Origin of the sequence: Streptomyces tamarix, from assembly GCF_032423885.1 — a bacterium.
GTDB lineage: Bacteria > Actinomycetota > Actinomycetes > Streptomycetales > Streptomycetaceae > Streptomyces > Streptomyces tamarix.
In genome coordinates this window covers 1-23,758 of the sequence record NZ_JAWCTQ010000050.1, presented here as the reverse complement: position 1 = coordinate 23,758, position 23,758 = coordinate 1, and the positions used below count along the sequence as shown (strand labels likewise).

The following is a 23,758-nucleotide window of genomic DNA, read 5'->3' as shown; positions in this document are numbered from 1 at the left end:
GGCGGGGCGGCCCCGGCCGGCCACGGGGAGCGGCTGTCCGTACTCCGCGAACCGCTCGCGGGGGGCCTCGGCCGGCGCGCTTCGGCGTGACGCGGCTGCCCCGGGGTGCCGCGGAGCGCCCGGGGCGAGGGCCCCGCCACCGCTCGGACCCTCGACCGGTGACAGCCGAATCGTAAGGAGCGCAAATCACTGCGCTCCTATACTGCGCTCCATGCGACCCCACCACGCCCCACTCCCCCGCGCCCCGTGGGCGCCGCGATGAACGAGACCTCCGGAGCCGGCACCGCGCACGGGACCGACGACCCGCCGACTGCGCCGGCCGCGCCGCGGCGACGCGTACTCGCCGACCTGACGCCGCTGCGCACCAGCCCGGACTACCGGCGGCTGTGGATCGGCAACACGATCTCCTGGACCGGCCAGGGGATGACCACCCTCGCGATATCCCTCCACGTCTACGAACTGACGGGATCCAGCTTCTCCGTGGGTCTGGTCGGCCTGTTCACGCTCGTCCCGCTCGTCGCGTTCGGGCTGTACGGGGGCGCTGTGGCGGACGCGGTCGACCGCCGGCTCCTCGGCCTGGTCAGCGCGGTCGGGCTGGCCGCGCTCTCCGCGGTGCTGGCCGCCGGCGCCGTCGCCGGGTTCCACCGGGTGTGGTTCCTCTACGCGGTGGTGGCCCTGCAGGCGGTCTGCGGGGCGGTCAACTCGCCCGCCCGCAGCGCGATGATCCCCCGCCTCCTCCCGAAGGAGCAGCTCCCGGCGGCCAACGCCCTGTCGTCGATGACGACGACCTCCGGGTCCCTGATCGGCCCCATGCTGGGCGGGCTCGTCGTCGGGGCGTGGGGGTACGAGGCCGCCTACCTGATCGACGCCGTCGCCTTCGGCGCCGCCCTGTACGCGATGTGGCGGCTGCCCGCGATGCCGCCGCACCGCACCGAGGGGGCGAAGCGGCCGTCCGTCCTGGACGGGCTGCGGTTCCTGGCCACCCGGCCGAACGTGCGCATGACGTTCTACACCGACTTCTGCGCGATGGTCCTCGCCCACCCGCGGGCGCTGTTCCCGGCGATGGCCCTGCTGTCGTACGGGGGCGACGCCCGGACGACCGGCCTGCTCGTCGCCGCGCCCGCCGTCGGCGCCCTCCTCGGCGGCGTCTTCTCCGGCTGGCTGGGCCGCGTCCACCGCCACGGCCTGGCCATCGTCCTGGCCGTCGCCTCGTGGGGGGCCGCGATCGCCGTGTTCGGCCTGACCCGCCACCTCTGGCTGGGCCTGGCCTTCCTCGCCGTCGCCGGCTGCGCGGACACCGTCTCGATGGTCTTCCGCTCCACGGTGCTCCAGGCGGCCGTCCCCGACGACATGCGCGGCCGTCTGCAGGGCGTCTTCATCGTCGTGGTCGCGGGTGGCCCCCGGGCCGGCGACTTCCTGGCCGGGACGGCCGGTGACCTCTTCTCGCCGTCCGCCGCCGTGGTCGCCGGGGGTGTCGCGTGCGTGGTCGCCGTGGGCCTCCTGGCCCTCGCCCGCCCCGGTTTCCTCCGCTACGACGCCCGGACCCCGCAGGCGTGACCCGCGCGGCCCCGGCCCCGCCTCCGCCGGGACGCGCGCCGCCGGGGCCGGGTCGCGCGGAGGGGTCGCGCCGCCCGCGGTGCGCGGCGAGGAGCCCGCTCCGGTGCGGGGCCGGTACGCGTCCGTCGCTCACGCCACCGCCGCGCCCGCCGCGCGGGGGCGCGTGCCGGGACAGCGGTGGAGACGGCCGCGGCGCACGACCGCCCCGCCCGCCGCAGTGGACGGCCGGACGCCCCGAGCCGTTCGGCCGCTTCCCGCACCGCAGGCCGGTAACCCGCCGGCCTCGCGGGCGGGGGCCTTCGTGAGACCGTGCCGCGCGCGGGGCGCCCGCGCCCCTACCGGGTCGGCGCGGGTGTCCGGCACCCTGCCGGCACGCGCCCGGCCTCGGGGCGGTCGTCCCCACCGCCTCCACGACACGGTCCGCGCCGCCCTCTCCGCGTACGTCCTCGCGCGGGAAGACGCGTCTCCCCCAGCCGTGGGCTCGGCGGTCGGGGGCCACGGCGACGTGGCTTCCCCGGTCGGGGCGGCCCGCGCACGGCCGCGGCCGAGCGCCTGATCGGGCGGCGGAGCGGTCGCCGGAATTTCCTCGGTACCGGGCCGCATACCCGTACCGATCGGGGGCACCAGGAGTTCGACCCGAGCTCGCGCGTCGACACCCCCCCGACCGGCGCCGGGCACCCGGCCCCGCCACCCTCCTGTCCCGGTGGCGGGGCCAACCCCTTTCACGACCCCGGCCGCTCCCCCCTCCGAGCCGGCGGCCGGGGCCCGGACCGTAAAACCGCGGACGCGGGAGCGCGCACCGACGCGTGTCAGCCGTAGGCACGGTGGCACAGGTCGGCGAGGGAACGGTCCACGGTGCCGCGCGCCGCCTGGCACAGGTCGCGCATCCGGACTGTCTGCCGCGGCGCGGGCCGGGGCACCGTGATCGACGGCTTCCTCCCCCGCCCGCCGCGCTCCGGTTCCCCGGCCCCGGTCCGCCGCGCCCGCCCCGGTGGGTCCGCCCGGTGGTCCTTCGGCCCGAGCCTCCGGGGCGGCGCGCCGGTCGGTGCGGCGCCCCGGCCGGCGGCCGTACGGCGCGGGGTCGCCGCGACCGGGACCGGGTCCGTGCCGGCCAGTTCCTCACGCGGGGCGGGCGGTGTCGGGGACGCCGGTGCGGGCGGGCGGCTCCCGGCCGGTGACTTCCCCGGCACGGGCGGGGTGGGCGGGCCGCCCTGCACGGACACGCATCCGGCGAGCGCGAGCACGGTGGCCAGGACGGCGGGCACGAGCCGGTGTGTTCGCATGGGGCCACAGTGCCCGCGCGCCGGGCCCCCGGGGGGCGGAACGCCCCCTCGGCCACCGTGACGGGTGAGGGCGAACGGCCGGTGACTGACGGGCGGGCGAACGGCGGTGCGCCGTCAGCAGCGGCGCAGACCGTGCGCCGAGGGGTCGGCGTCGAAGGAGGAGGACGTGTGGACCGCGGCGGCCGGGACGAAGCCCGAGGCGCCGTGGTCGTCGCCCGTGGTCTTGTACCAGGTGCGGTTGCCGCCCGCGTGCAGCGAACCCGTGGTCCAGCAGTTGAACCAGCTGTACGTGGTGCGCAGGGTGTCGACCTGCCAGCTGTCCGTGGTGTGGGGGTAGTTGCGGATCGAGGTGGGGGCGTTGTTGCCGCACCACAGGACGCCGTTGGACCGCACGCCGCATATCTGGATCACCGACGCCTCCGCCGTGGCGGGCACGGCCACGGCGGTGAGAGCGGCGAGAGCGGTCGCGGTGGTGGAGGTGGCGAGGACTCGGCGCAGGGACAACGGTGACTCCCGTGGTGTGAGGGGGCGGTGTTTCGGTAGCGGGGACGCGGGTGGACGGCTGGTGGTTCCGGCGCCGGTACGCGGAGGAGGAACGGCCCCGGCGGACGCGGCGGGAACACGCCTGCCGGTGGCGGCGACGACCGCCCGCGCACGAGGCTCCGACGGAATGCCGGACCCGCCCCCGTACCGACGGCGCCGGGCCCCGGGGGCGCACCGGAGCGGGAGGGCGGGCGGTGAGCGGCACGTACGACGAGTTCAGGACGGCCGCCGAGCGGTGGGACCGCGCCCGGCCGCCCTTCGAGGCCGAGGAACGAGGCCGGCGCGTCGGGCGGGCCGCGGCCCCGTGGGGCGCCTTCGCCGTGCCTCCAACCTCGGGAGGGGAAGCCCCGAGCGATCCGTCACGCGACCGCTGAGGCGTGTCGGAAGGGCGAGTTCGAGGACCGGCACCCGCGTCCCGATCGCGCCATCCCGTCGTGGCGGGTGCGCACGCCGGTGTGCGCGCTGATCCACCGGCTCGCGCCGGAACGCCCCGGCGCCCGCGCACCACGCGGTCCGACGACCGCCTCCGCACGCCGGGGCGCGGCCCTTCTCCTCCCTCCCGCCCAGGCAGGAGCCTTGGCCATGCTCCACCGGAACGTCACCACTCCCAGGAGGTACTCATGGTGGTTTCGCGCTCCTTCGCCACTGTCGCCCTGGCCGGGTTACTCACGGCCGGAACGGCCATGGCACTGGCCTCTCCGGCCTCGGCAGCGAGCCGGTTCGACGACGGCAGCTTCGAATACCCGACCGCCCCGGCGAACTCGTTCACGACGCTCTCCAGCGGCCAGTCCATCGGTCCGTGGAGGGTCACCAGCGGGGCGGTGGACCTCATCGGTGCCGGGTTCTGGCAGGCCGCCGAAGGGGACCAGTCCGTCGACCTCAACGCCACACAGCCCGGAACGGTGTCACAGACCTTCACGACGACCGCGGGGAAGAAGTACACCGTCACCTACTCGCTGGCCGCGAACCCGGCGGGCGGCCCTGCGGTGAAGACGGGCCGGGTCCTGGTCGACGGGCAGAACTTCCAGGACTTCTCGTTCGACTCCACGGGCAAGACGCGCGCCGCCATGGGCTACGTGACCCGGCAGGTGACGTTCGTGGCCAACGGGCCGACGACGACGCTCGGGTTCGCCAGCACGGTGCCGGGCGCGTACGGCCCGGTCGTCGACGACGTACGGGTCGACACGTGCTGCGCGTGCTGTTGCTAGGCGAGGCGGTCGCCGAGGCCCTCACGGCCCGGTGACGACGCTCCCACGCGAACGCCGGAGGCCGTGCCCGTCGGAGACGTCCGACCGGCACGGCCTCCGGGCCGGTGGGCCGCCCGGCGTACGGGGCGGGCGCCGTGCACGCCGGGCGGGTGCCGCGCTCGCGGGTGGCCCCGGGGCGGGGGCCCGCGGCCGGGAACAGGAGCCCTCGGCGGGGGCGGGGGCCGTCCCGTCTCGCCGGGCTCGGGGCGGGGGGGGCGGGGCCCGGTCTCAGGCGCTGCGGTGGGCGAAGGCGCCGCCGTCGGCGAAGACCAGCCCGGCGAAGCGTTCACCGACGCGGCGGTGGGTGGCGGCGTCCGGGTGGAGCCCGTCGGGCAGCGGGAGCTCCGCGAAGTCCGCCTCTCCGTAGAGGGCGCGGCCGTCGAGGTGGTGCAGGTTCGGGTCCCGGGCAGCCCGCTGCTCCACGATGCGGGCCAGCTCGTCCCGGATGACGCCCAGGGTGAGTTTCCCGCTCGCGCGTTCCGCCGGATCGCCCATGGCGCGGAACCGCAACCGCCCGGTGCTCAGGCTGCTGAAGTCGGGGGCGCTGGGGCCGGGGGTGTCCTCGTGGAGGGGGCACAGGAGGGGCGAGACGACCAGCAGCGGCGTGGTCGGGTGGCCTTCGCGGATGGTGTCGAGGAAGCCGTGGACCGCGGGGGTGAAGGCGCGCAGGCGCATCAGGTCGGTGTTGACCAGGTTGATGCCGATCTTGACGCTGATCAGGTCGGCGGGTGTGTCGCGGAGCACGCGGGCGGTGAACGGGTCGAGCAGGGCGCTGCCGCCCAGGCCCAGGTTGACCAGTTCCACGCCTCCGAGGGAGGCGGCGAGCGCGGGCCAGGTGGTGGTGGGGGTCGCGGCGTCGGAGCCCTGGCTGATCGAACTCCCGTGGTGCAGCCACACCCTGCGGCCGCTGTCCGGCGCGGGTTCGACGGGCGCGTCGGTGCGCAGGGCGACGAGTTCGGTGGTCTCGTCGTGCGGCAGCCAGATCTCGACGTTCTTCGTGCCGTCGGGCAGGCCGGTGAAGCGGAGGGTGCCGGGCTGCCCGGGCCGGTGCTCGACGGTCCCGGTGGTCATGTCGATGGTCAGGGTGTCGCCTCCCTCCACGCTGGCCCGGCCGGCCGGGCGGCCGTCGACGAGCAGCTCGTACACGCCGTCCGGGCGGGGCGGGGCGCCCACGTAGACCCGTTTGGTGGGTACTGCGTCCAGTTCGACGGCGGTGGCCCCGGTGCGGAAGGCCAGGCGTACGCCGGAGGGCTGGGCCTCGGCCATGGCCAGTTGGCCGTCGGCGCACTGGGCGCGGGCCCAGGCGGGCAGGCGGTGCGGCAGCACACCGCGCTCGGTGCGTTCCACTTCGAGGGCGCCCCGCAGGAGGTCCGCGGTGACGGGGGTGGTGATCCGGTCGTCCTGGGTGTGCATGGTCTCCACCTGTCGGTGACGTGTGCGGTGCGTTCGGCTGGGCCGGTGCGCGGGCGGGCGCGCCCCGGGTCCGGGAGCGGCCCCGGTCATGCCGCGGGCCAGTTCCGCAGCAGCGCGTCGAGGGCGTCGATGATCCTCGGCCAGGTCTCCTGCGGGTCGGGGGCGCTGTGGCTGAACCCTCCTGCCGCCTCCAGGCTGACGTAGCCGTGGAAGACGCTGCCCAGCAGCCGGACCGCGTGCGTCTGGTCCGGCTCCGCCAGGTCGTAGCCGCGCAGGATGGCCCGGGTCATCCGCGCGTGCCTGCCGCCCGCGCCGGCGGCGGCCACCGCCGGGTCGAGGCGCATCTGGGCGGCGGCGTAGCGGCCGGGGTGCTCCCGGGCGTAGTCGCGGTAGACGTTCGCGAAGGCGGCCAGGGCGTCCTTGCCGGCCCGCCCGGCCAGCGCCGCGGCGCCCCGGTCGGCGAGTTCCTCCAGGGCGAGCAGGGCGATCCTGGTCTTGAGGTCCTGGGAGTTCTTCACGTGCGAGTACAGGCTCGCGACCTTGACGTCGAACCGCCTGGCGATCGCCGAGACGGTCACCTGGTCGAAGCCGACCTCGTCGGCCAGCTCCGCGCCCGCCTGCGCCAGGCGTTCCGCGGTCAGTCCCGCGCGGACCATTTCCTTCCCTTCCTTCGGCCGGGTGCATCAGCCATTAACCTTTTACCTAATACCTTTAGGCAAACTACCACATCATGTAGGCGAGGGGCGTCCGACGCCGGGTGGGGTGCGGCACGGCCGGGCCCGCCCCCGGTGGCGAGCACGGCTGTACCAGGGGCGTTCGGGGGCGTGGGCGGGCCCCGCTCCGCGTCTGCAAAACCCTTGGTGCCTTCGGGAACGGGACCCTAGGGTCGTCCCCATGACGATCATGGGCCCACACGACATCGACGAGGCGGTCACCGCCACCGCCTCCGCGCTCCGCGACGTGACGGGCCGGGACTGGTCCGTTCCGGCGGCCGGGCTGGAGTGGAGCTGCTTCGACACCGCCGTCCACATCGCGAGCGACTTCGTGGGCTACGCCACCCAACTGACGGGCCGCGCGACCGACGGGTACGCCCCCTTCGACATCGTCGCCGGACCGGGCGCCACCCCCGAGGGCCTGGTCCGCGTCCTGGAGGCCACCGGCGGGCTGCTCTCCGCCGCCGTCCTCAGGACGCCCCCCGACGTGCGCGCCTGGCACCCGTACGGCGACGCGGGCGGCGACGGCTTCGCGGCCATGGGCGTCGTCGAGGCGCTGGTGCACACCCGGGACATCCTCGACGCCCTCGGCGCGCACGGCTGGCAGCCGCCCGGGCACCTGTGCGCCCGGGTGCTGGAGCGGCTCTTCCCGCAGGCCCCCCGCGGAGGCGACCCCTGGAGAACGCTGCTGTGGGCCACCGGCCGCGGTGAACTCGACGGCCTGCCCCGCCCGGGGGCCTGGCGCTGGTACGCCGACCCGATCCGCTCCGAGCGGCTCGTCCTGTGCGAGGTGTCCCCCGTGGTCGCGGCCGATCTGCACGGCGGCGGCAGCGGCGGCTTCGCCTGGGCCGAGGGGGGCCCGGAGGAGGGCACGCGGTTCGCCGGGGGCCTGGTGGTGCGGGCGCGCGAGGCCGGCACGTACCGGCCGGGCTGGGGCACGTACGCCATCGTCCGCGCCTCCGACCGGCGCGCCGTGGGCGGCATCGGCTTCCACGCCGCCCCGGACGCCAACGGCGAGGCCGAGATCGGCTACGACATCGTGGAGTCCGCGCGCGGCCACGGCTACGCCACGGAGGCGCTGCGCGCCCTGGTCGACTGGGCCTTCACCCACCCGGAGGCGAAGGTGCTGCGCGCCACCGTCGACCACGGCAACGCCCCCTCGCACGCCGTCGTCACCCGGGCCGGGTTCACACCGGCCGGTTCCACCGACGACAGCGTCCGCTACGTCCTGCCCCGGCGCCCGATCACGGGGGAACAGGGCGAAATCCGGTGACCGAAGACCACGCGGGCAGCAGGATGACCCCATGACCGCATCGGATCCCAAGACCGATCTCCGCTTCTACCTGCAGTCCGCCCGCGACGCCCTGCTGTGGAAGCTCGAAGGGCTCTCGGAGTACGACGTCCGCCGCCCGCTGACGCCGACCGGCACCAACCTCCTGGGCCTGGTGAAGCACGTGGCCGGCGTGGAACTGGGCTACCTCGGCGACACCTTCGGCCGGCCGTCCGGCGAGCCGCTGCCCTGGCTCGAGGACGGTGCCGAGCCCAACGCGGACATGTGGGCCACCGCCGAGGAGTCACGCGAGTTCGTCGTGGGCCTCTACCGCCGGGCGTGGGCGCACTCGGACGCGACGATCGACGCGCTGGCGCTGGACACGACCGGCAGGGTGCCGTGGTGGCCGAGCGGCAGGGACGAGGTGACGCTGCATCACGCCGTGACGCGGGTGATCGCCGACACGCACCGGCACGCCGGTCACGCCGACATCCTCCGGGAGCTCATGGACGGCGCCGTCGGGATGAACGAGGGCAACGACAGCATGGCGCCGGTCGACCCGGCGTGGTGGGAGGACCAGCGGAACCGGCTGGAGCGGGTGGCTCGGGAAGCCGGCCGGGACGTGTGAGTCACGGCGGCCCCGGTGCCGCGGGCGCAGCGGCCGGGACGTGTGAGTCACGGCGGCCCCGGTGCCGCGGGCGGAGCGGCCGGAGCGGCGGAAGCATCCCCCGCGGTCACCCGTGCCGCGTCGGTCCCCGGCCCGCGTCGGCGGTGCCCACCGCCCCGGTGGGGCCGGCTGCGCGCCCGGGGCCTCGGGCGACGGGGCCGCGGGCGACGGGGGCGGCCCCGGCCCGTCCCCGACGCCCTGCCGCGAGGACGGCGCGCCCGCCGGTTTGGCCGTGTGCGTCCGCGGCCGGACCGGGCCCGGTCCTCACCCGGTCCTGACGGGGCCGCCCGTGGCCTTCCGGGCGCCGCACCACGCTGGATCCGCACCGCGTCCGGGCCCGCGCACCGCCGGTCGGGGTCGGTGTCGGCGCCCCTCCGCCGCACCGCTCAGGCGCGGTTCGGCACCCGGCCCAGGGTGCGGATCGGGCGGGCGGCCAGCAGGGCGGCGGCGGTGAAGAGGGCGAACACGACGCCCACCAGGAGCACCTGGTCGGTACCGAACGCCCCGGCGGCCGGACCGGCCAGCGCGCTGCCGACCGGGAACATGCCCACGGAGCCGGCGACCTCGTAGGCGTGGACGCGGTTGAGCATCTCGCCCGGCACCTGGGTCTGCACGCTGGTGGCCCACATGACGCCCCAGAAGGTGATGCCGACCCCGACCGCGACCTGGGCGACGGCGAGCAGCCAGACCGGCCAGTCGAGCACGATGCCGAGCGGGTAGAGCGGGTAGGCCAACATCGCCACGGCCCCGGCGGCGAGCGGCCGCTCGGGCTTGTAGCGCAGGGCCAGCAGACCACCGGCCACGGTGCCCGCGCCGAACGCGCAGTTGAGCAGGCCGAAGGCGGTGGCTCCGTGCTCGGGCACGATCACCCCGGCGGTGATCGACAACTGCGGCCCCCAGGAGAACACGGCGAAGAACATCCAGATCACCATCACGCCCCAGAGCCAGCTGCGGCTGCGGACCTCCTGCCACCCGACCACCAGGTTGCGCCACAGGCTCTCACCGGCCGGCGGCGCGGGCACCACCCCCAGCCGGAGCGCGAGCAGACAGGCCGCACTGGTCCCGTAGGCGACGGCGGAGATCACCATCACCCAGCCGGTGGCGCCGAGTCCGACCAGCACACCGGCCAGCGCGGGGCCGCCCAGCGCGGTGAGCGCCTCGGAGATGCGCAGCACCCCGTTGGCGCCCTGCACGTCCCGGGCCACCAGCGGGACGGTCGAGGAGGCGCCCGGCTGGAACATCGCGTTGGCGACACCGGCCACCACCAACAGCGCGTACAGGTGCCAGAGGTGGTCGATGCCCTGGAGGAAGAGGAAGGCGAGCAGCACGTGGGCGGTGAGGTTGGCCAGGTCCGCGGCGATCATCAGCCGGCGGGCGGTGAAGCGGTCCGCGAGCACCCCGCCGAACAGCACCAGCCCGGCGAACGGGCCCACCAGGAAGGCCATCGCGTTCCCCGCCGTGCTCAGGCCGTACCCGGCACTGAGCAACCCGGCCGAGACCGCGACGGGCAGCATGGCCCAGCCGAGCAGGCCCGCGCTGCGGGCGGTGAAGTAGTACTGGAAGTTGCGGGACCAGATCGCCGGTTGTCCGGTCGGCGGCGCCTCGCCGGGCCGGTCCTGGATCTGCGAAGACGCCACCGCCGCCGTGTGGTCTGCCGAGCGTTCTTTCATGACTTTTCCATACTCCAGCGGTAGGTCGTGATCTTCGTGGTCGAGTGGCCGCTCGCCGTCGGCGCCGGGTGGCGCGGGCGCGGTGGCCGTCCGGTCCGTGAGCTGCGGGCCGCGGGCCGTGGTGAAGCGGTCGCGGTCCGCGGCTCGCGGTCCGCGACGCGCATCGGGACGACCGGTTGCCTCCCCCGCCCCGCCGAGGGCCGCCCCGCGCCCGGCGGCAACGCCGGACGGCTCGGCGTCTCACCCCGCGCCGCGCGGCGGATCGTCGCCGGTCCGCCGGAACGCCTCGGGGGCGGCAGCCGGTTCGAGGCGGGGGTCGAGGCCGTCCGGCGGACTCGCCGCCGACCGTCCGCCGGTCCCGGCCCGGGCGGGCGGCGCGGTCAGTTCTCCCACGGTGACCGGTTCCAGGCCGCGTCCGAGCAGGCCCTCGATGATCGACGGAAGGGCCCGCACGGTCTGGCCGCGATCGCCGGCGCCCTCGTGCATCAGCACCACCGACCCCGGTCCGGCGGCCTCCAGGACGGTCGCGGCGATCCGCTCCGGCCCCGGCCTGGCCCAGTCGCGGGAGTCCACGTCCCACAGCGTCAGGGTCGCCGGATGCCCCTCCAGCGCGGCCAGCACCTCCGGGCTCAGCGCGCCGTACGGCGGGCGGAACCGTGTCGGGGCCTCGCCGGTCACCCGGGCCACCGCCTCCGCCGTCCGGTCGATCTGCTCGCGCAGTTCGTCCGGTGTCAGGTCGGGCAGGAAGGGATGCGACCAGGAGTGGTTGCCGAGTTCGTGGCCGGCCGCGGCGATCCGGCGCACCTCGTCGGGCAGCGCCGCGACGTGGTGGCCGACGCAGAAGAAGGTCGCCCGGACGCCGTAGCGGTCCAGGATCTCCAGGATCCGGCGGGTCTGCACCGGGTCGGGGCCGTCGTCGAAGGTCAGCGCGACCCGCGGCGTGTCCCGGCGGCCGTGCTCGAAGCAGCGTCCGGCCGCCGTCAGCGCGGCCTGCATCGGCTCGCTGCGCCGCACACCTTCGAAGTACTCGTCGGCGCGGCCGGTCAGGCTGCCCCCCTCGGCGGTCACCCGGGCCAGGGCGCCGGGCGCGCTGCGGGCCTGCTCCGCCAGTCGGCCGGCCGGGACGGAACCGAACCGCGGCCGGGGCGGCAGCAGCCAGGGGTCGGCGCGGTAGACCTCCAGGCCCGCCGCCGTCATCGGCCCGTCGAGCAGGCCGTTGGTGCTGTCGATCACCACGGCCAGCGGCTCCTCCTCGCCCAGGTCCCGCAGCCGGGCGATGAGTTCGGCGACCTGGGCGGCGCCCCACCTGCTCGGCTCCGCCACCCGGCGCCCCGCGCCGTCGAGGACCTCGACCTGATAGCCCGTGCCCGTCCAGGCGATTCCCGCGTACCGCATGGTCATCCGTCCCCCAGGGCGATCGCCTCGGCGACCACCGATTCCTCGACCCCGCGCAGGAAGCGCTCCATCCCCTCGCGGGTGAGGACTGCCGGGTCGGCGGTCATGGCGAGTTCCAGGGCGCCCGGGGCGGTCAGCACGTCCACCGCCACGGAGACGTTCGCACGGGGCAGGAACTCCGTCGGCCAGCTCAGTTCGGTCCGGCCGACCAGCTCGCCCAGCGCGGCCCGCGGCCGCTCGACCGCGTCGAACGGCCCGTCGGCCGGGTCCCGGGTGTCGTTCCACCAGCACGAGTGGTCGGCCGCCTCGCCGCGTTCGACCAGCCGCGCCACCTCCCGGTCCAGCGCCCACTTGTCGTACCCGGCGTGGCGGAACGCGCTGAACGAGACGGACCGCGTCCGCCGTACCGCGTCCTCGAAGTCCTTGTCCGCGTCCGTGAGGAGGAACACGGCCTCCTGCGCCATCGTGCTGACCGACTCGGCGGCGGCCGGCTGGAAGCGGTTGCTCACCACCACCTGGAACAGGACGTCGCTGCTCCCGGACATCTTGGCCAGTTGGTGGGAGGCCGCCCCCAGCAGCACCGCGGCGTCGCTCACCGCCAGCGCCGCCGCCACCCGTTCGACGGCGACCGCCAGCGCGGGCGAGCGCAGCAGCGCGTTGGGGAACAGCCGGCCCGGATCGGTCACCGCGAGTTCCGGCGCCGCGGGGTCCAGGAAGATCCGCCGGGGGCCGGCGGTGAGCCGCTCGCACCAGTAGCGCCGGGCGGCCTCGTCCCGGCGGCGGCCGAGCGGCGACGCCTGGAGCGCCGCGGCCTCCAGGGGCTGGAGGGCGGGGCGCTCCAGGAGCAGCGACTCGGCGGACCGCCCCGATTCGATCAACCGCAGGTCGCGGAGCATCCGGCCCTCCCCCCACAGGTCCATCGCGGTGTGCGACGCCGCCAGCACCAGCCGGTGGACCAGCCCCTCGCACTCCACGAGGCCGACCCTGAACGGCCACTCCCGCGCGTGGTCGAAGGGGCGCCCCGCCAGTTCCTCCATCAGGGCCTCGCCTACCGCCGGGGCCGTTGCCGCGGAGCACTCCCGGACCTCCACCGGAAGTTCGCCGGTTCCGTCCACGACCTGCTCCAGGCCGTCCTCGCCGTTCGGCAGGAGCCTGGTGTGCAGGCTGTCGTGCATCCGGAGCAGCTCCGCCAGGTCCGCGAGCACGCGGGAGGCGGGGCGGGGCGGGGCGAGGGGGAGGTCGAGCCGCAGGTTGTACCTGGGGGCGTCGTCGCCGAGCCGGGTGACGACGCCCCAGATCGCCCGCTGCCCCCAGGTGGCCGGGCCCGTCCCGGCCCTCGCGGAGTCCAGTCTGATGGTCCGCTCCTCGACCGTGGTCATCTGTTCCACACCTTCCCTTCGGTTGCCGCGTACGGCACCTGCTGACATCGGGCTGGACGCGCCGGGGCGGCTAGTCCAGGCCCTGCGAGATGACCATGCGCTGGATCTGGTTGGTGCCCTCGACGATCTGCAGCAGCTTGGCCTCGCGCATCCAGCGCTCCACGGGATGGTCGGAGACGTAACCGGCGCCGCCGAGGACCTGCACCGCGTCGGTGGTCACCTTCATCGCCATGTCGGTGGCGAACAGCTTCGCCTTCGCCGCCTCCAGGGAGTACGGCAGGCCGGCGTCCTTCAGGCGGGCGGCGGCCAGGGTGAGCGCCCGTGCCGCGGCGATCTGCGTGGCCATGTCGGCGAGCATGAAGCCGACGCCCTGGAAGGAGATGATCCGCTGCCCGAACTGGCGGCGTTCCTTCGCGTACCGCACGGCGTAGTCGGCGGCGGCCTGGGCGATGCCGACCGCGCAGGCCGCGATGCCCAGCCGGCCGCAGTCCAGTGCGCCCATCGCGATCAGGAAGCCCTTGCCCTCGCGGCCGATCAACCGCCCGGCCGGCACCCGGACGTCGTCGAAGACGACCTGGGCGGTGGGGTTGGACCAGACGCCGAGCTTCCGCTCCGGCTCGTGCACCACCATGCCCGGCGTGCCGCCGGGGACCACCAGGCAGGACAGCCCCCGGGCCCCCGGCCCGCCGGTGCGGCTGAACACGTTGTAGAAGTCCGCGTGACCGGCGTGGGTGACCCAGGACTTGGTGCCCGTGATGCGGTAGCCGTCGCCCTCCCGCACCGCCCGGGTGGTGAGCGAGGCCGCGTCCGAACCGGCCTCCGCCTCGGACAGGCAGTACGCGCCCAGCAGTTCGCCGCTCAGCATGCCGGGCAGCAGCTCCTCGCGCTGGGCCGGGGTGCCGTAGGTGGCGGTGCCGAAGCAGGCGAGGTTGTGCACGTTGACCGCCTCGGCCACCGCGAACCAGTGGTAGGCGATCTCCTCCAGCGCCTGGAGGTAGACCTCGTACGGCTGTCCGCCACCGCCGTACTCCTCGGGGTACGGCAGGCTCAGCAGCCCGGCCTTGCCCAGGGTGCGCACGACCTCCCGGGGGAACTCGTGGGCCGCTTCGAACTCGGCGACGCGGGGGGCGAGTTCGCCGGCCGCGATCTCCCGGACCAGGCCGAGCAGGTCGGCCGCCTCCTCCGTGGGCAGGATGCGCTGGACCTTCATGGGACGACCTCCGTGGGTGTCGGGTGTGGTGAGTGGAGCAGGCGTCGCCCGCCCTCGTCCCGCGAGGGCGCGGCGGCCCGCCTGCTCCGTGGTGACGGGTCCTCCACCGGTGGAGACCGTTCGGGTGGTGCGGTCAGCCACGGCCCCAGTCGGTGGTCTCCGGCCAGTGCCGGCCGACCCGGCGGACGGCGTAGTCCCAGTACGAGCGGACGGAGAGGTCGGCGTAGATGAAGTCCTGCTTGGCGGCCACGTCCTGCTCGGTGGACCAGGCGTACGGAACGCCGGTGCCCTCGGCGGTCAACTGGAGGCGGCAGGCCCGTTCCAGTACCTGGGCGAAGACGGAGGCGTGCCGCACGCTCTTGCCGACGATCACGCCGCCGTGGTTGCGCAGCAGGACGGCCGGGTGCTCGCCGAGGTCCTTGGCGATGTGCTCGCCGGTTCCGATGTCCAGGACGGTGTTGCTGGTCTCGGTGAACAGGCCGATCCGGTCGCGGAAGTAGGCGCCGTCGTGCGAGATCGGGCGCATCGGCAGGTCGGTGGCACCGAACAGCAGGGTGTACGGGGCGTGGCTGTGGACGATGCCGTTGACGTCCGGGCGGGCCCGGTAGATGGCCTGGTGCAGCGGCAGTTCCGGCGGCGCCAGCGGCGGCGCGGGCAGGGTGTGGTCCACCGAGCAGCGGACCACGTCCGCCGGGGTGGCCTCGTCGAAGCCGACCAGCGCCCCCTTGATGAAGAACTCGTCCCGGCCGGGCATCCGGGCGGAGATCTGCCCCTGGTTGAAGTCGTCGTGCCCGTCGAGGGAGAGCATCCGGGCGCCGATCGCCACCTGGAGGACGAGCCGACGTTCGGCCGGGTTCAGCGGCTGCGGTTCATCGGTGGTCATGCCGTGCTCCTAGCTGTCAGGTCGTCGTAGACGGTCCGCATGGTGACCAGGCCGGGGGATGCGGCGCGGGCCCATTCGGCGGCGGCCAGCGCGCCCCGGGCCGGCACCGTCCAACTGCCGACATGGTGCCGCACGTGCAACGACTCGCCGTCCCAGGTGTGGGTCACCTCGTGTTCGCTGACCGGCAGTCCGGCGCGCTCGTCGGCGATGTCGGCCACGGCCCGGCCGCTCGCCCCGGCCCAGGTGTCCGCCAGCGCCAGCGCGGTGGCGCTCGGCCGGTGCGCCTTGCCGAGCGGGTGTCGCTCCCGGACGGTGGTGGTCGGGCCGTACCGGCCCGTGGTGAGGGCGGCGGTGAACTCGGTGACGCGGACCTGGAGGTAGTGGGCGAAGGAGAGGTTGGTGGCCCGGACCACCGGTACCGCTCCGGCCAGTTCCTCCAGCGCCTTCCACTGGGTGTCCGTCAGGTTGGAGACGCAGGCGACGAGCGGTACCCGGTGGGCGGCGCAGTAGGCGAGGACTTCGGTGTGCGCCTCGGGTGCGCTGGCGTCGACGAGCACCTCGGGCACCGCCTCGACGGACCAGCCGTCGCTGCGGGAGGCGGTGAGGGTGACCCTCGCGCCGTTGGCCCGGCAGACCGACCGCAGTGCCGAGCCGAGCCGCCCGAGGCCGACGATCCCGATCGTGGGACCGTCGCTCACGGGTGTCTCAGGCATCGGCGCCTGTCCCGCTGGCGATCACCAGGGCCGTGACGGAATCGATGGTCTCGTAGTGCTCGATGGCGGCCTCCGGGTCCAGGTAGACACCGATCTCGTTCTCGATGCTGTCGATCAGGCGCATGTAGGAGAGCGAGGTGTAGCCGACGTCGCGCAGCGAGTAGTTGGCACCGGCGAGTTCGGCGGCGGTGACGCTGCCGTCCCCCGCCGCGATGGCGAGGTCGAGGATCTTGGTACGGAGCGCGCTGCTGTCCATGGGTGATTCCTGTGTCTCGAAGGGGGATTCAGTTGTCCTGGGGGGCGCTGAGCATGCGCCGCAGGTGTTCGACGGACGGCTTGCCGATCGAGTTCGCCGGTATGCGGTCCACCAGGCGGAGGATTCCGGGCACCTTGAACGAAGGGAGCGTCGCCGCGCAGTGCGTGCGCAGGGTCTGCGCGGTCACGCCGGGTTCGACGGCGACGACGGCGGCCAGGGCCGGTTCGCCGTGCTGGTTCTCGGCCTCGAAGGCCACCGCGTCCAGCACCCCGGAGGCCGCGCGCAGCACTTCGGCGATCTCGATCGGGTCGATCTTGCGCCCGCCCACGTTGACCAGCCGGCTCGTGCGCCCGGTCAGGTGGAGCGTGCCGTCGAGCAGGCGGCCCTGGTCGCCGGTGTGGTAGTAGCCCTCGTCGTCGACGCGCTCCTCGAACACGCCGGGGGCGTTGAGGTAGCGCGAGCCCATCGACTCGCTCCTGACCCGGATGCCCTGCTCCTCCGCGAGCAGGCGCACACCGGGCAGGGGGGCTCCGAGCCCGCTGCCGGTCCCGTCGGCGGCGTACGTCAGCGGTCCGGCCTCGGCGACCCCGTAGTAGTTGTGGATCGGTACGCCGGTGAGCCGGGTGAACTCCTCGCGCACGGTGTCGCGCAGCGGAGCGCCGGAGGAGATCGCGGTCCGGACGGTGGCGAAGCCTTCCTTCGGGGAGCGCCGCACGATCGACTCGTACAGCGCCGGGAACGCCACCAGCCGCGTGGCGGCGGTGCTCTCCAGGAGCCGCACGACCCGGGAGGCGGTGGGCAGGCCGTGCGACAGGTGCAGCGAGGCGCCCGGCAGGAAGGCCGCCAGCAGCGAGGTGTTGAAGGCCAGGCCGTTGGAGAGCGCGGCGAAACAGGCGATCCGGTCCTCGGCCGCGAGGCCGGTGCCCTTCACCCAGTTGGCGGCCGCCGCGGACACGGCCGCGCCGGAGAACTCGATGCAGTTGGGCCGGCCGGTGGAGCCGGACGTGAAACGGCACACCTCGGTGTCGTCCAGCAGCCGCGGGCGGGGGGTGTCGTACCGGCGCACCCGGCTGACCGCGAGGGCGCCGAACTCTCCGTCGTCCGTGAGGGTCTCGTCCACGACGGCCCGGACATCGGCGTCCGGGGCGTGGATCAGCAGGTCCAGCCCGCAGTCCTCGGCGATCCGGGAGAGGTCGAACGGGCCGAAGGCCGAGTCGGCCAGGAAGGGCACCGCGCCGGCGAACAGCGTCGCCAGGTAACCGACCACGTAGTCGACGGAGTTGGTGGCGTACAGGCCCACCCGCAGCCGCTCGCTGCGCACGTCGCACCGGGCGAGCCTGTCCGCCGCGGCACGGGCCCGGTCGGCGAGTTCGGCGTATCCGAGCGAACCGTCGGCGTCGGTGACCGCGACGCGATCGCCGTGGCGGGCGAGGACGTCGGTGAGGAGGTCGGGAAGGACGGGGGACATCGGGCTCACCGCTCGTTCTGGGCGTGCGCCATGGCAAGCCGGTCGAACTTGACGCCCGAGTCGTCCGGGTGGCCGAGCAGCAGGGCGTACAGGATCTCGTCGTCCTCCGGCAGCCCCGCCAGCGTGCGCCACAGCGGCGTGTCGAAGCCGCCGATGGCGGTCACCCCGACCGCCGCGCGGTTCGCGCCCAGGTAGAGCAGCTGCCCCAGGGCACCGCAGCGGAAGGCGAGTTCGCGCAGGTTCTCGGCGTCGGCGGCCGAGCCGGCCCCGGCGAGCGAGGTGCGCGGCACGTGCAGCAGCAGGATGGCGGCGGCCCCGGCGAGGGCGCGCTGCTGCATGCAGGCACGGGCCACCTCGTCGGTGGACGGCAGCCGTCCAGGCTGCCGCTCACCGGTGCCCAGCCGGTACACCGCGTCCTGCTCGGGTTCCGTCGTCGACCGCAGGACCAGGGTCGCGGACAGCGGCGAGGCGTCGGGAAGGTCGGTCTCCCACGGCGTCGACAGGGCCGAGACCGCCTGCCAGACGGCGGCGGCGGAGACGGGTTCGCCCGTGAACGCCTTGCTGGAGACCCGCGTCCCGATCAGTTCCGGCCAGGTGGACGGGGCACCCAGACCGCTTTGCCCGGCGGGCAGTGGCCGGCCGGTGCGGATGCGGGCGAGCGGCGCGGGCGCGCCCTGGGGGGCGGGGGGGCCGAAGTGCCCGGGCCACGCGGCGAGGGAGTCCCAGCAGGTGCTCTCCAGCCACGACCGCCAGGTGGGTCCGCGCAGCTCCCGATCGGTGTCGTCGTGCACGGTCCAGCGGGTCCACGCCTCGTCGGCCGGGCCGGCCGGCACCAGGGTCGCGGAGTGGATCTCCCGGCAGTTCTCGCCCGCCTCCAGCAGTTCCGAGAGGGACTCCCTCGGGAAGCGGAGCCGTAGCGCCCCCGTGGCGCCACGGCCGGCCGCGGCCAGTACGAGGTTCCCGGCCGCGTGCCCCGCGTCGAGCTGCGTGTACAGGTACCCGCGGTCGCCGTACTTGCGCATCGAGAGCCAGGGGCGGGTGAGCGTGACCACCAGCGCTCCGCCGTCTTCCGGGACGGCCAGCGTGGACGCGTCCAGCGCGGCGGTGACGCGGGACCCGGCGGCCAGCCGGGCACAGGTGCGGCGGTCGGCGTCGATCCGGAAGGCCGTCGGCACGCCGTCCTCCATGACGAGGACGGCGAACTCGTACGGGTACACGGCTCCGGCCGACGGCACCGCCCGCGCCACGTACGAGCCGCAGGAGCGGTTGGCGCGGCTGGTCAGTACGCCTTCCTCGAGCAGGGACAGGGCACGACGCAGGCCGGGGGCGGCCACGGGCTCGGCGGGCGGCTCGGGAGACGCTGCCGGCAGGGCCACCCGGGCCCACAGGTCGACGGCGTGGCCCGAGGAATCGCGCTCGGGCGCGTATGCGACTGACACGGGTTTTTGTGTGATCAGTTTTCCTTGCACGTCTGACGCTAACCTCCTATTCTCCGGCAGTCCACGGGATATTCATGAGGCAGGCGGTGCCCTCCGCGCCGATTTCGCGGGCCTCATGCACCATGGAGGAATGCGAGGGGCATAGCATTTACAGTCGCAGCGATCCTCTTGCAGGATGCGCTGCCACCTTTGAGCAGGACTGATGCTTTCTCGGGTCACGAGACGGGCGAGGTGGCCACTTGACATCCACATTGCTGCGCCGATCACGGCGAGCGCTTCCCTTTTCGGCCCCCTGTCTCAGAATGTGGCACGTATCCGATTGAGCTCCCCGCATCGCGGGAATGCATGATCGGTTACGGTCTTCGCCAGCATGCCAAGCATCTCGGGCATTGGTCAAGACCAATGAAACAAAGCTGTTTAATAAATCCCAACCAACTGAGTGAATGCTGTAAATCGGACACCAAAGCGGAATGGCTGATTCTGAACGGTGGGCCGGTGAGTGCGAGGCCGGGGACGGCGCCGGGCACCGGGAAGGGGCATGAGGGGGCGGCGGACACGGCGGCCCCGCCGGTCTCGGAGCCCAAAAGTCCCGTGGCCCGCAGGCGCCCCGCTCGCCCCGCTCCGGGACGGCCGGCGGGCCCGGCCCGATCAGGCGCGGTACGCGCGGACCGCCTCGGGGTCCTGGGGCCGGGGCCCGTCGAGAAGGGTGGCCGCCGTGCGCCAGGCGGCCGTCACCGCCGCGTGCGCCCGGGCGGTGCCCGTGGCGCGGTCGCCGGTCAGCGTCAGCGGGGCGCCCACGTGGACGTGCAGGGCGGGGCGGCGGAGCGGGGCGCTGAGGACGCCCACCAGTTGCCCGGCCGGGGTGCCGGAGGCGACCCGGCGGGCTCCCGCCTGACCCACGGGGACGACCGGCGCGCCGGTGCGTTCGGCCAGGCGGGACAGGCCGCTGCGGAAGGGGCCGGGTGCGGCCTCGGCGGTGCCCCCGTGCGCGGGGATCCCCCCTTCGGCGTAGATGAGGACGAGCCGTCCCCGGCGGAGGGCGGCCTCCGCCAGGTCGAGGGCGTGTGCGGCGCGGCGGTCGCCCCGGTGCACGGGGATGTGGCCCTCGCGGGTGAGTGCGCGGCCGAGCACGGGGACCCTCCACAGCCCCGCGGTCGCCATGACGACCGGCCGGGCGCCGAGGCGGCGCAGCGCGGCGAGCACGATGGCGGGGTCGGCGAGCGAGGTGTGGTTGGCGGCGAGGATGCTGCCCGGTGCGAGGTCCGCGTCGTGGTCGGCGGTCACCGAGAGGCGGCCGAAGGCAGGGACCAGGGCGTGGGCGAGGCGGCTGAGCATGCGGGTCTCCCGGTTGCGGCGGTGTCGGCCGTCATCGTCGCCGGCCGGGCGGCGGCGGGGACTGAGCACCCGTACTCAATTCGAGCAGACGTGCGCACCCGGGCAGGGTCCTCTCCCCCACGGGGGCGGATGCCCTCCGGCACGGGTCTGTCGGGCCCTGCGAGGCAGAGGCGGAGGCTCCCACGGAGGCGGAGGCTGAGGACGGGGCCCGACCCGCCCTGGTGTGCCGCTTGAGCAGGGGGCGTACTGGTGGGGCGTGAGGGGCACATGTCTGCGGTGAGCTCGGGTGATTTCTTCTTCACGTTGTTCGGGGCCGGTGCGCTCGCCGCCGCCGTGCTGCCACGGCTCGTGGCCGGACGGCCGCTGTCCATGCCGCTCGTCTTCCTGCTGTGCGGGATGGTCCTCCAGGCGTCGCCGCTGCCGCTGCCCGAGGTCGATCCGGTGGGCGACCGGATCTGGGTCGAGCACCTCACCGAGGTGTGCGTCATCGTCTCGCTCATGGGTGCCGGTCTGGCCCTGAACCGGCCCGTGGGGTGGCGGCAGTGGCAGGCGTCGTGGCGGCTGCTGGGCGTGACGATGCCGCTGACCATCGCGGTGACCGGTCTGCTCGCCTGGTGGCTGCTGGACTGGCCGCCCGCCGCCGCGCTGCTGCTCGCCGCCGTGCTCTCGCCCACCGACCCGGTGCTCGCCTCCGAGGTGCGGGTCGGCGCGCCCACCGAGTCCGAGCACGACGAGGACGAGGTGCGGTTCGCCCTGACCAGTGAGGCCGGGATCAACGACGGGCTCGCCTTCCCCGTCGTCATGGCGGCGGTGGCGCTGGCCGCGGCGGCCGGTACGGGGCTGTCCGGCGCGTGGGTCGGGCAGTGGCTGCTGGGCGACGTGGTCTACAAGTGCGTCGTCGGCGTCCTGGCGGGGCTCGCCGTGGGCAGGCTGCTCGGCTGGCTGTTCTTCCGCACCGGCTGGGAGTCGATGCGGCTGTCCGAGCACCGCGACGGGTTCGTCGCCCTGGGCGCCACCTTCCTCGCGTACGGGGTCACGGAACTCGCCCACGGGTACGGCTTCCTCGCCGTGTTCGTCACCGCGTGCCGGATCCGGGCCGCCGAGCGCGCCCACGGCTACCACACGGTGCTGCACGACTTCGTCGAGCAGGTCGAACGGCTCATGACCGCCGGGCTGCTCTTCCTGCTCGGCGCCTTCGTCGCCCAGGGCGCCCTCGCCCCGCTGACCTGGCAGGGCGCCCTCGTCGGCCTGCTGCTGCTCCTCGCCGTGCGGCCCCTGACCGGCTGGGTGGCGCAGCTCGGCACCGCCGCCGGTCCTCGGGAGCGCGCCGTGACCGCGTTCTTCGGCATCCGGGGCATCGGGTCGCTGTTCTACCTCGCGTACGCCCTCGGCGTGGAGGGCTTCCACGTCCCGGCGGGGGAGCTCTGGGCCGTCGTGACCTTCACCGTCCTCGCCTCCGTCGTCGTGCACGGCGTCAGCGCCTCGCCCGTCATCTCGCGCCTCGACCGGATGCGGCTGCTCAAGGCCCGGCGCAGGCACCGCGGCGGGCGGCCCGGCGACGACGACGTCGCCCACGAGCGGCTTTGACACCCCACCGGGGCCAAACGGCGTCAGCGACCGCGCCACCGCGGGGCGGGGCGTCGGTACGGCACCGTCACGCGGCCCTCGCCGCGACCGCCACGGCCCCGGTGGGGCGCGGGGCGCCGACGGCCAGGCGCGCCACCGCCACCGGTGGGCGGTCGGGGAGGCGGGGCCGTGCGGGAGGGGCGCTGCGGTGCGCGGGGCGTCGACGCGGGAGGGCGGGTACGCCGCGACCGGCGCCGCGGCCACCCGGGCCCCGGGAGCGGGGACGCGGCGGTCGGGGTGCCCGCGGCGGTGAGGAGGGCCGCGGCGCCGCTGCCGCCGCGGGCCCCGCGAGGACTCCCCCGCGGGTTCCGCAAGGGCTCCCCCTGCCCGGCCGGGGCGGGTCCGCCTCCCCGCCGGCGAAGTGCCCGGCCGGTGGCTACTCGAAGCGGGACGTGTCCCCGGCGCCCCGGCGGACGATCTCCGGTGCGCCGCCGGAGAAGTCGACGACCGTGGTCGGCGCCGTGCCGCAGTCGCCCGAGTCGAGGACGGCGTCGAGGACGTGGTCGAGCCGGTCCTTGATCTCCCAGCCCTGCGTCATCGGCTCCTCCTCCCCCGGCAGCAGCAGCGTGCTCGACACGAGCGGTTCGCCCAGGTCGGCGAGGAGGGCCTGGGTCGCCGTGTGGTCGGGGATGCGCACCCCGACGGTCTTCTTCTTCGGGTGCTGCAACTGGCGGGGCACCTCCTTCGTCGCGGGGAGGATGAAGGTGTAGCGCCCGGGGGTCGCGGCCTTCAGCGCACGGAAGACGTCGTTGTCGATGTGCACGAACTGGCCGAGCTGGGCGAAGTTCTGGCAGACGAGGGTGAAGTGGTGGCGGTCGTCCAGGTCGCGGATGCTGCGGATCCGCGCCAGGCCCTCGCGGTTCCCCAGCTTGCACCCCAGCGCGTAGCAGGAGTCCGTGGGGTACGCGACGAGGGCGCCGGAGCGGATCATCTCGGCCACGTTGCCGATGACGCGGCGCTGCGGGTCGTCGGGGTGCACATCGAAGTACTTCGCCATCCGACGAGCCTAACGCGGCGTCGGGCGGGTGGCGGTCAGGCTCAGCAGAGCGCGATGCGGTCGACGTGGCCGTGCGTGCCCGTGTAGCCCTCGCCGACCGTGGTCGTCGTGGCGGGCTGCGCGGTGTGGCAGACCCCCTCCGCGCCGTCCTGGTAGACCACCTTGACGTCCACGGCGGTCGTGCAGTCGTTCGCCACCTGTGCGTAGCGCCAGCTCTGCCAGTAGGTGACGCACGACGGTGCCGGCTGCGCGTCGGCCGACGGGACGGACGCGGCGGCGGGGTGCGCCAGGGCCGTGCCCGCCGTCAGCAACGCGCCGAGTCCGGCGGTCGCGGCCATCCGTGCCATACGTGCCTTCATGGAGCTCGTTCCTCTCGGGAAGGGGAGGTGACGCCCCTCAGGCTATGGCCTGTGAAATCCCCCGAGTTAACGGGGTGTAGCGGCTTCGTAACCGATGCCGCAACGTCCTCGGCGGATCCCGGGGCGGCGGGGACCGGGCCCGTGTGACCGGGGGTCACCGCACGCTCGCGGCCTTCGCGTTCGCCGTCGGGGCCGCCGCTCCGGCCGCGCCCGCCGGGCGCCCGCCCGCCGCTCCGGCCGCTCCGGCGCGCGGGCCCCACCGCCTCGGTGGGTCGACGGGCCCGCCGAGGCGGAGCCCCCGGCGGCGGGGGGCGGGGCCGCCGCCCGGGGGGGGG

21 protein-coding genes are annotated in these 23,758 nt (G+C 74.8%); 5 read left to right on the top strand and 16 right to left on the bottom strand.

The features are described from left to right. Positions 1–258: 258 nt before the first annotated feature. Entirely contained in the window at positions 259–1,557 is a 1,299-nt protein-coding gene (locus RND61_RS28040; protein WP_315880929.1) for an MFS transporter, read from the top strand. 809 nt (positions 1,558–2,366) lie between these two features. On the opposite strand, the gene RND61_RS28035 is transcribed toward RND61_RS28040, so the two are convergent. Beyond that, entirely contained in the window at positions 2,367–2,840 is a 474-nt protein-coding gene (locus RND61_RS28035; RefSeq protein ID WP_315880928.1) for a hypothetical protein, read from the bottom strand. A gap of 114 nt (positions 2,841–2,954) precedes the next feature. Further along, positions 2,955–3,344 (bottom strand): hypothetical protein, encoded by a 390-nt coding sequence (locus tag RND61_RS28030; protein ID WP_315880927.1) that lies wholly within the window; start codon positions 3,342–3,344, stop codon positions 2,955–2,957. A 659-nt stretch (positions 3,345–4,003) separates the two neighbouring features. Between RND61_RS28030 and RND61_RS28025 the strand changes: the two genes are divergently transcribed. Continuing rightward, on the top strand, positions 4,004–4,591 hold the full coding sequence (locus RND61_RS28025; protein ID WP_315880926.1) for a choice-of-anchor C family protein: 588 nt from the start codon (positions 4,004–4,006) through the stop codon (positions 4,589–4,591). A gap of 267 nt (positions 4,592–4,858) precedes the next feature. On the opposite strand, the gene RND61_RS28020 is transcribed toward RND61_RS28025, so the two are convergent. Together RND61_RS28020 and RND61_RS28015 are read right to left on the bottom strand one after the other, a co-directional pair. Next, positions 4,859–6,043: a GDSL-type esterase/lipase family protein gene (locus RND61_RS28020; protein ID WP_315880925.1), complete on the bottom strand. Its 1,185-nt coding sequence runs from the start codon at positions 6,041–6,043 to the stop codon at positions 4,859–4,861. A gap of 86 nt (positions 6,044–6,129) precedes the next feature. Then, positions 6,130–6,699, bottom strand: coding sequence for a TetR/AcrR family transcriptional regulator (locus tag RND61_RS28015; RefSeq protein WP_315880924.1), 570 nt, complete (start codon positions 6,697–6,699; stop codon positions 6,130–6,132). 238 nt (positions 6,700–6,937) lie between these two features. Between RND61_RS28015 and RND61_RS28010 the strand changes: the two genes are divergently transcribed. Both RND61_RS28010 and RND61_RS28005 read left to right on the top strand, forming a co-directional pair. Further along, positions 6,938–8,029 (top strand): GNAT family N-acetyltransferase, encoded by a 1,092-nt coding sequence (locus RND61_RS28010; RefSeq protein WP_315880923.1) that lies wholly within the window; start codon positions 6,938–6,940, stop codon positions 8,027–8,029. A 31-nt stretch (positions 8,030–8,060) separates the two neighbouring features. Continuing rightward, positions 8,061–8,654 (top strand): DinB family protein, encoded by a 594-nt coding sequence (locus RND61_RS28005; protein ID WP_315880922.1) that lies wholly within the window; start codon positions 8,061–8,063, stop codon positions 8,652–8,654. A gap of 425 nt (positions 8,655–9,079) precedes the next feature. Here RND61_RS28005 and RND61_RS28000 read toward each other — a convergent pair whose 3' ends face one another. From RND61_RS28000 to RND61_RS27955, 10 genes are all read right to left on the bottom strand, one after another. Then, positions 9,080–10,363 (bottom strand): MFS transporter, encoded by a 1,284-nt coding sequence (locus tag RND61_RS28000; RefSeq protein ID WP_315880921.1) that lies wholly within the window; start codon positions 10,361–10,363, stop codon positions 9,080–9,082. A 240-nt stretch (positions 10,364–10,603) separates the two neighbouring features. After that, a complete protein-coding gene (locus RND61_RS27995) occupies positions 10,604–11,758 on the bottom strand; it encodes a polysaccharide deacetylase family protein (RefSeq protein ID WP_315880920.1) in 1,155 nt (384 codons plus the stop codon). A gap of 2 nt (positions 11,759–11,760) precedes the next feature. Then, a complete protein-coding gene (locus tag RND61_RS27990; protein WP_315880919.1) occupies positions 11,761–13,137 on the bottom strand; it encodes a condensation domain-containing protein in 1,377 nt (458 codons plus the stop codon). A 70-nt stretch (positions 13,138–13,207) separates the two neighbouring features. Next, a complete protein-coding gene (locus RND61_RS27985; RefSeq protein WP_315880918.1) occupies positions 13,208–14,347 on the bottom strand; it encodes an acyl-CoA dehydrogenase family protein in 1,140 nt (379 codons plus the stop codon). Positions 14,348–14,480: 133 nt separating this feature from the next. Next, positions 14,481–15,230 (bottom strand): class II aldolase/adducin family protein, encoded by a 750-nt coding sequence (locus tag RND61_RS27980; protein WP_315880917.1) that lies wholly within the window; start codon positions 15,228–15,230, stop codon positions 14,481–14,483. Beyond that, on the bottom strand, positions 15,227–15,943 hold the full coding sequence (locus RND61_RS27975) for a dihydrodipicolinate reductase C-terminal domain-containing protein (protein WP_315880916.1): 717 nt from the start codon (positions 15,941–15,943) through the stop codon (positions 15,227–15,229). The genes RND61_RS27980 and RND61_RS27975 overlap by 4 nt, the downstream gene beginning before the upstream one ends. Then, positions 15,936–16,199, bottom strand: coding sequence for a phosphopantetheine-binding protein (locus RND61_RS27970; RefSeq protein WP_315880915.1), 264 nt, complete (start codon positions 16,197–16,199; stop codon positions 15,936–15,938). Before RND61_RS27970 ends, RND61_RS27975 begins: the two co-directional genes overlap by 8 nt. 28 nt (positions 16,200–16,227) lie before the next feature. After that, complete coding sequence (locus RND61_RS27965; RefSeq protein ID WP_315880914.1) at positions 16,228–17,667, bottom strand: class I adenylate-forming enzyme family protein; 1,440 nt, start codon at positions 17,665–17,667, stop codon at positions 16,228–16,230. 5 nt (positions 17,668–17,672) lie between these two features. Continuing rightward, entirely contained in the window at positions 17,673–19,106 is a 1,434-nt protein-coding gene (locus RND61_RS27960; protein WP_315880913.1) for a nitroreductase family protein, read from the bottom strand. Between the two features lie 648 nt (positions 19,107–19,754). After that, positions 19,755–20,441, bottom strand: coding sequence for a lysophospholipid acyltransferase family protein (locus RND61_RS27955; protein ID WP_315880912.1), 687 nt, complete (start codon positions 20,439–20,441; stop codon positions 19,755–19,757). A 267-nt stretch (positions 20,442–20,708) separates the two neighbouring features. On the opposite strand from RND61_RS27955, the gene RND61_RS27950 reads away from it, so the two are divergent. After that, positions 20,709–22,028, top strand: a complete 1,320-nt coding sequence (locus tag RND61_RS27950; RefSeq protein ID WP_315880911.1) for a cation:proton antiporter — start codon at positions 20,709–20,711, stop codon at positions 22,026–22,028. A gap of 415 nt (positions 22,029–22,443) precedes the next feature. On the opposite strand, the gene RND61_RS27945 is transcribed toward RND61_RS27950, so the two are convergent. Together RND61_RS27945 and RND61_RS27940 are read right to left on the bottom strand one after the other, a co-directional pair. After that, the gene (locus tag RND61_RS27945) at positions 22,444–23,064 is read right to left on the bottom strand and encodes an L-threonylcarbamoyladenylate synthase (RefSeq protein ID WP_315880910.1); all 621 of its coding nucleotides are present in this window, start codon (positions 23,062–23,064) and stop codon (positions 22,444–22,446) included. A 41-nt stretch (positions 23,065–23,105) separates the two neighbouring features. Beyond that, the gene (locus RND61_RS27940; protein ID WP_315880909.1) at positions 23,106–23,423 is read right to left on the bottom strand and encodes an alpha-amylase; all 318 of its coding nucleotides are present in this window, start codon (positions 23,421–23,423) and stop codon (positions 23,106–23,108) included. Between the last annotated feature and the right edge of the window lie 335 nt (positions 23,424–23,758).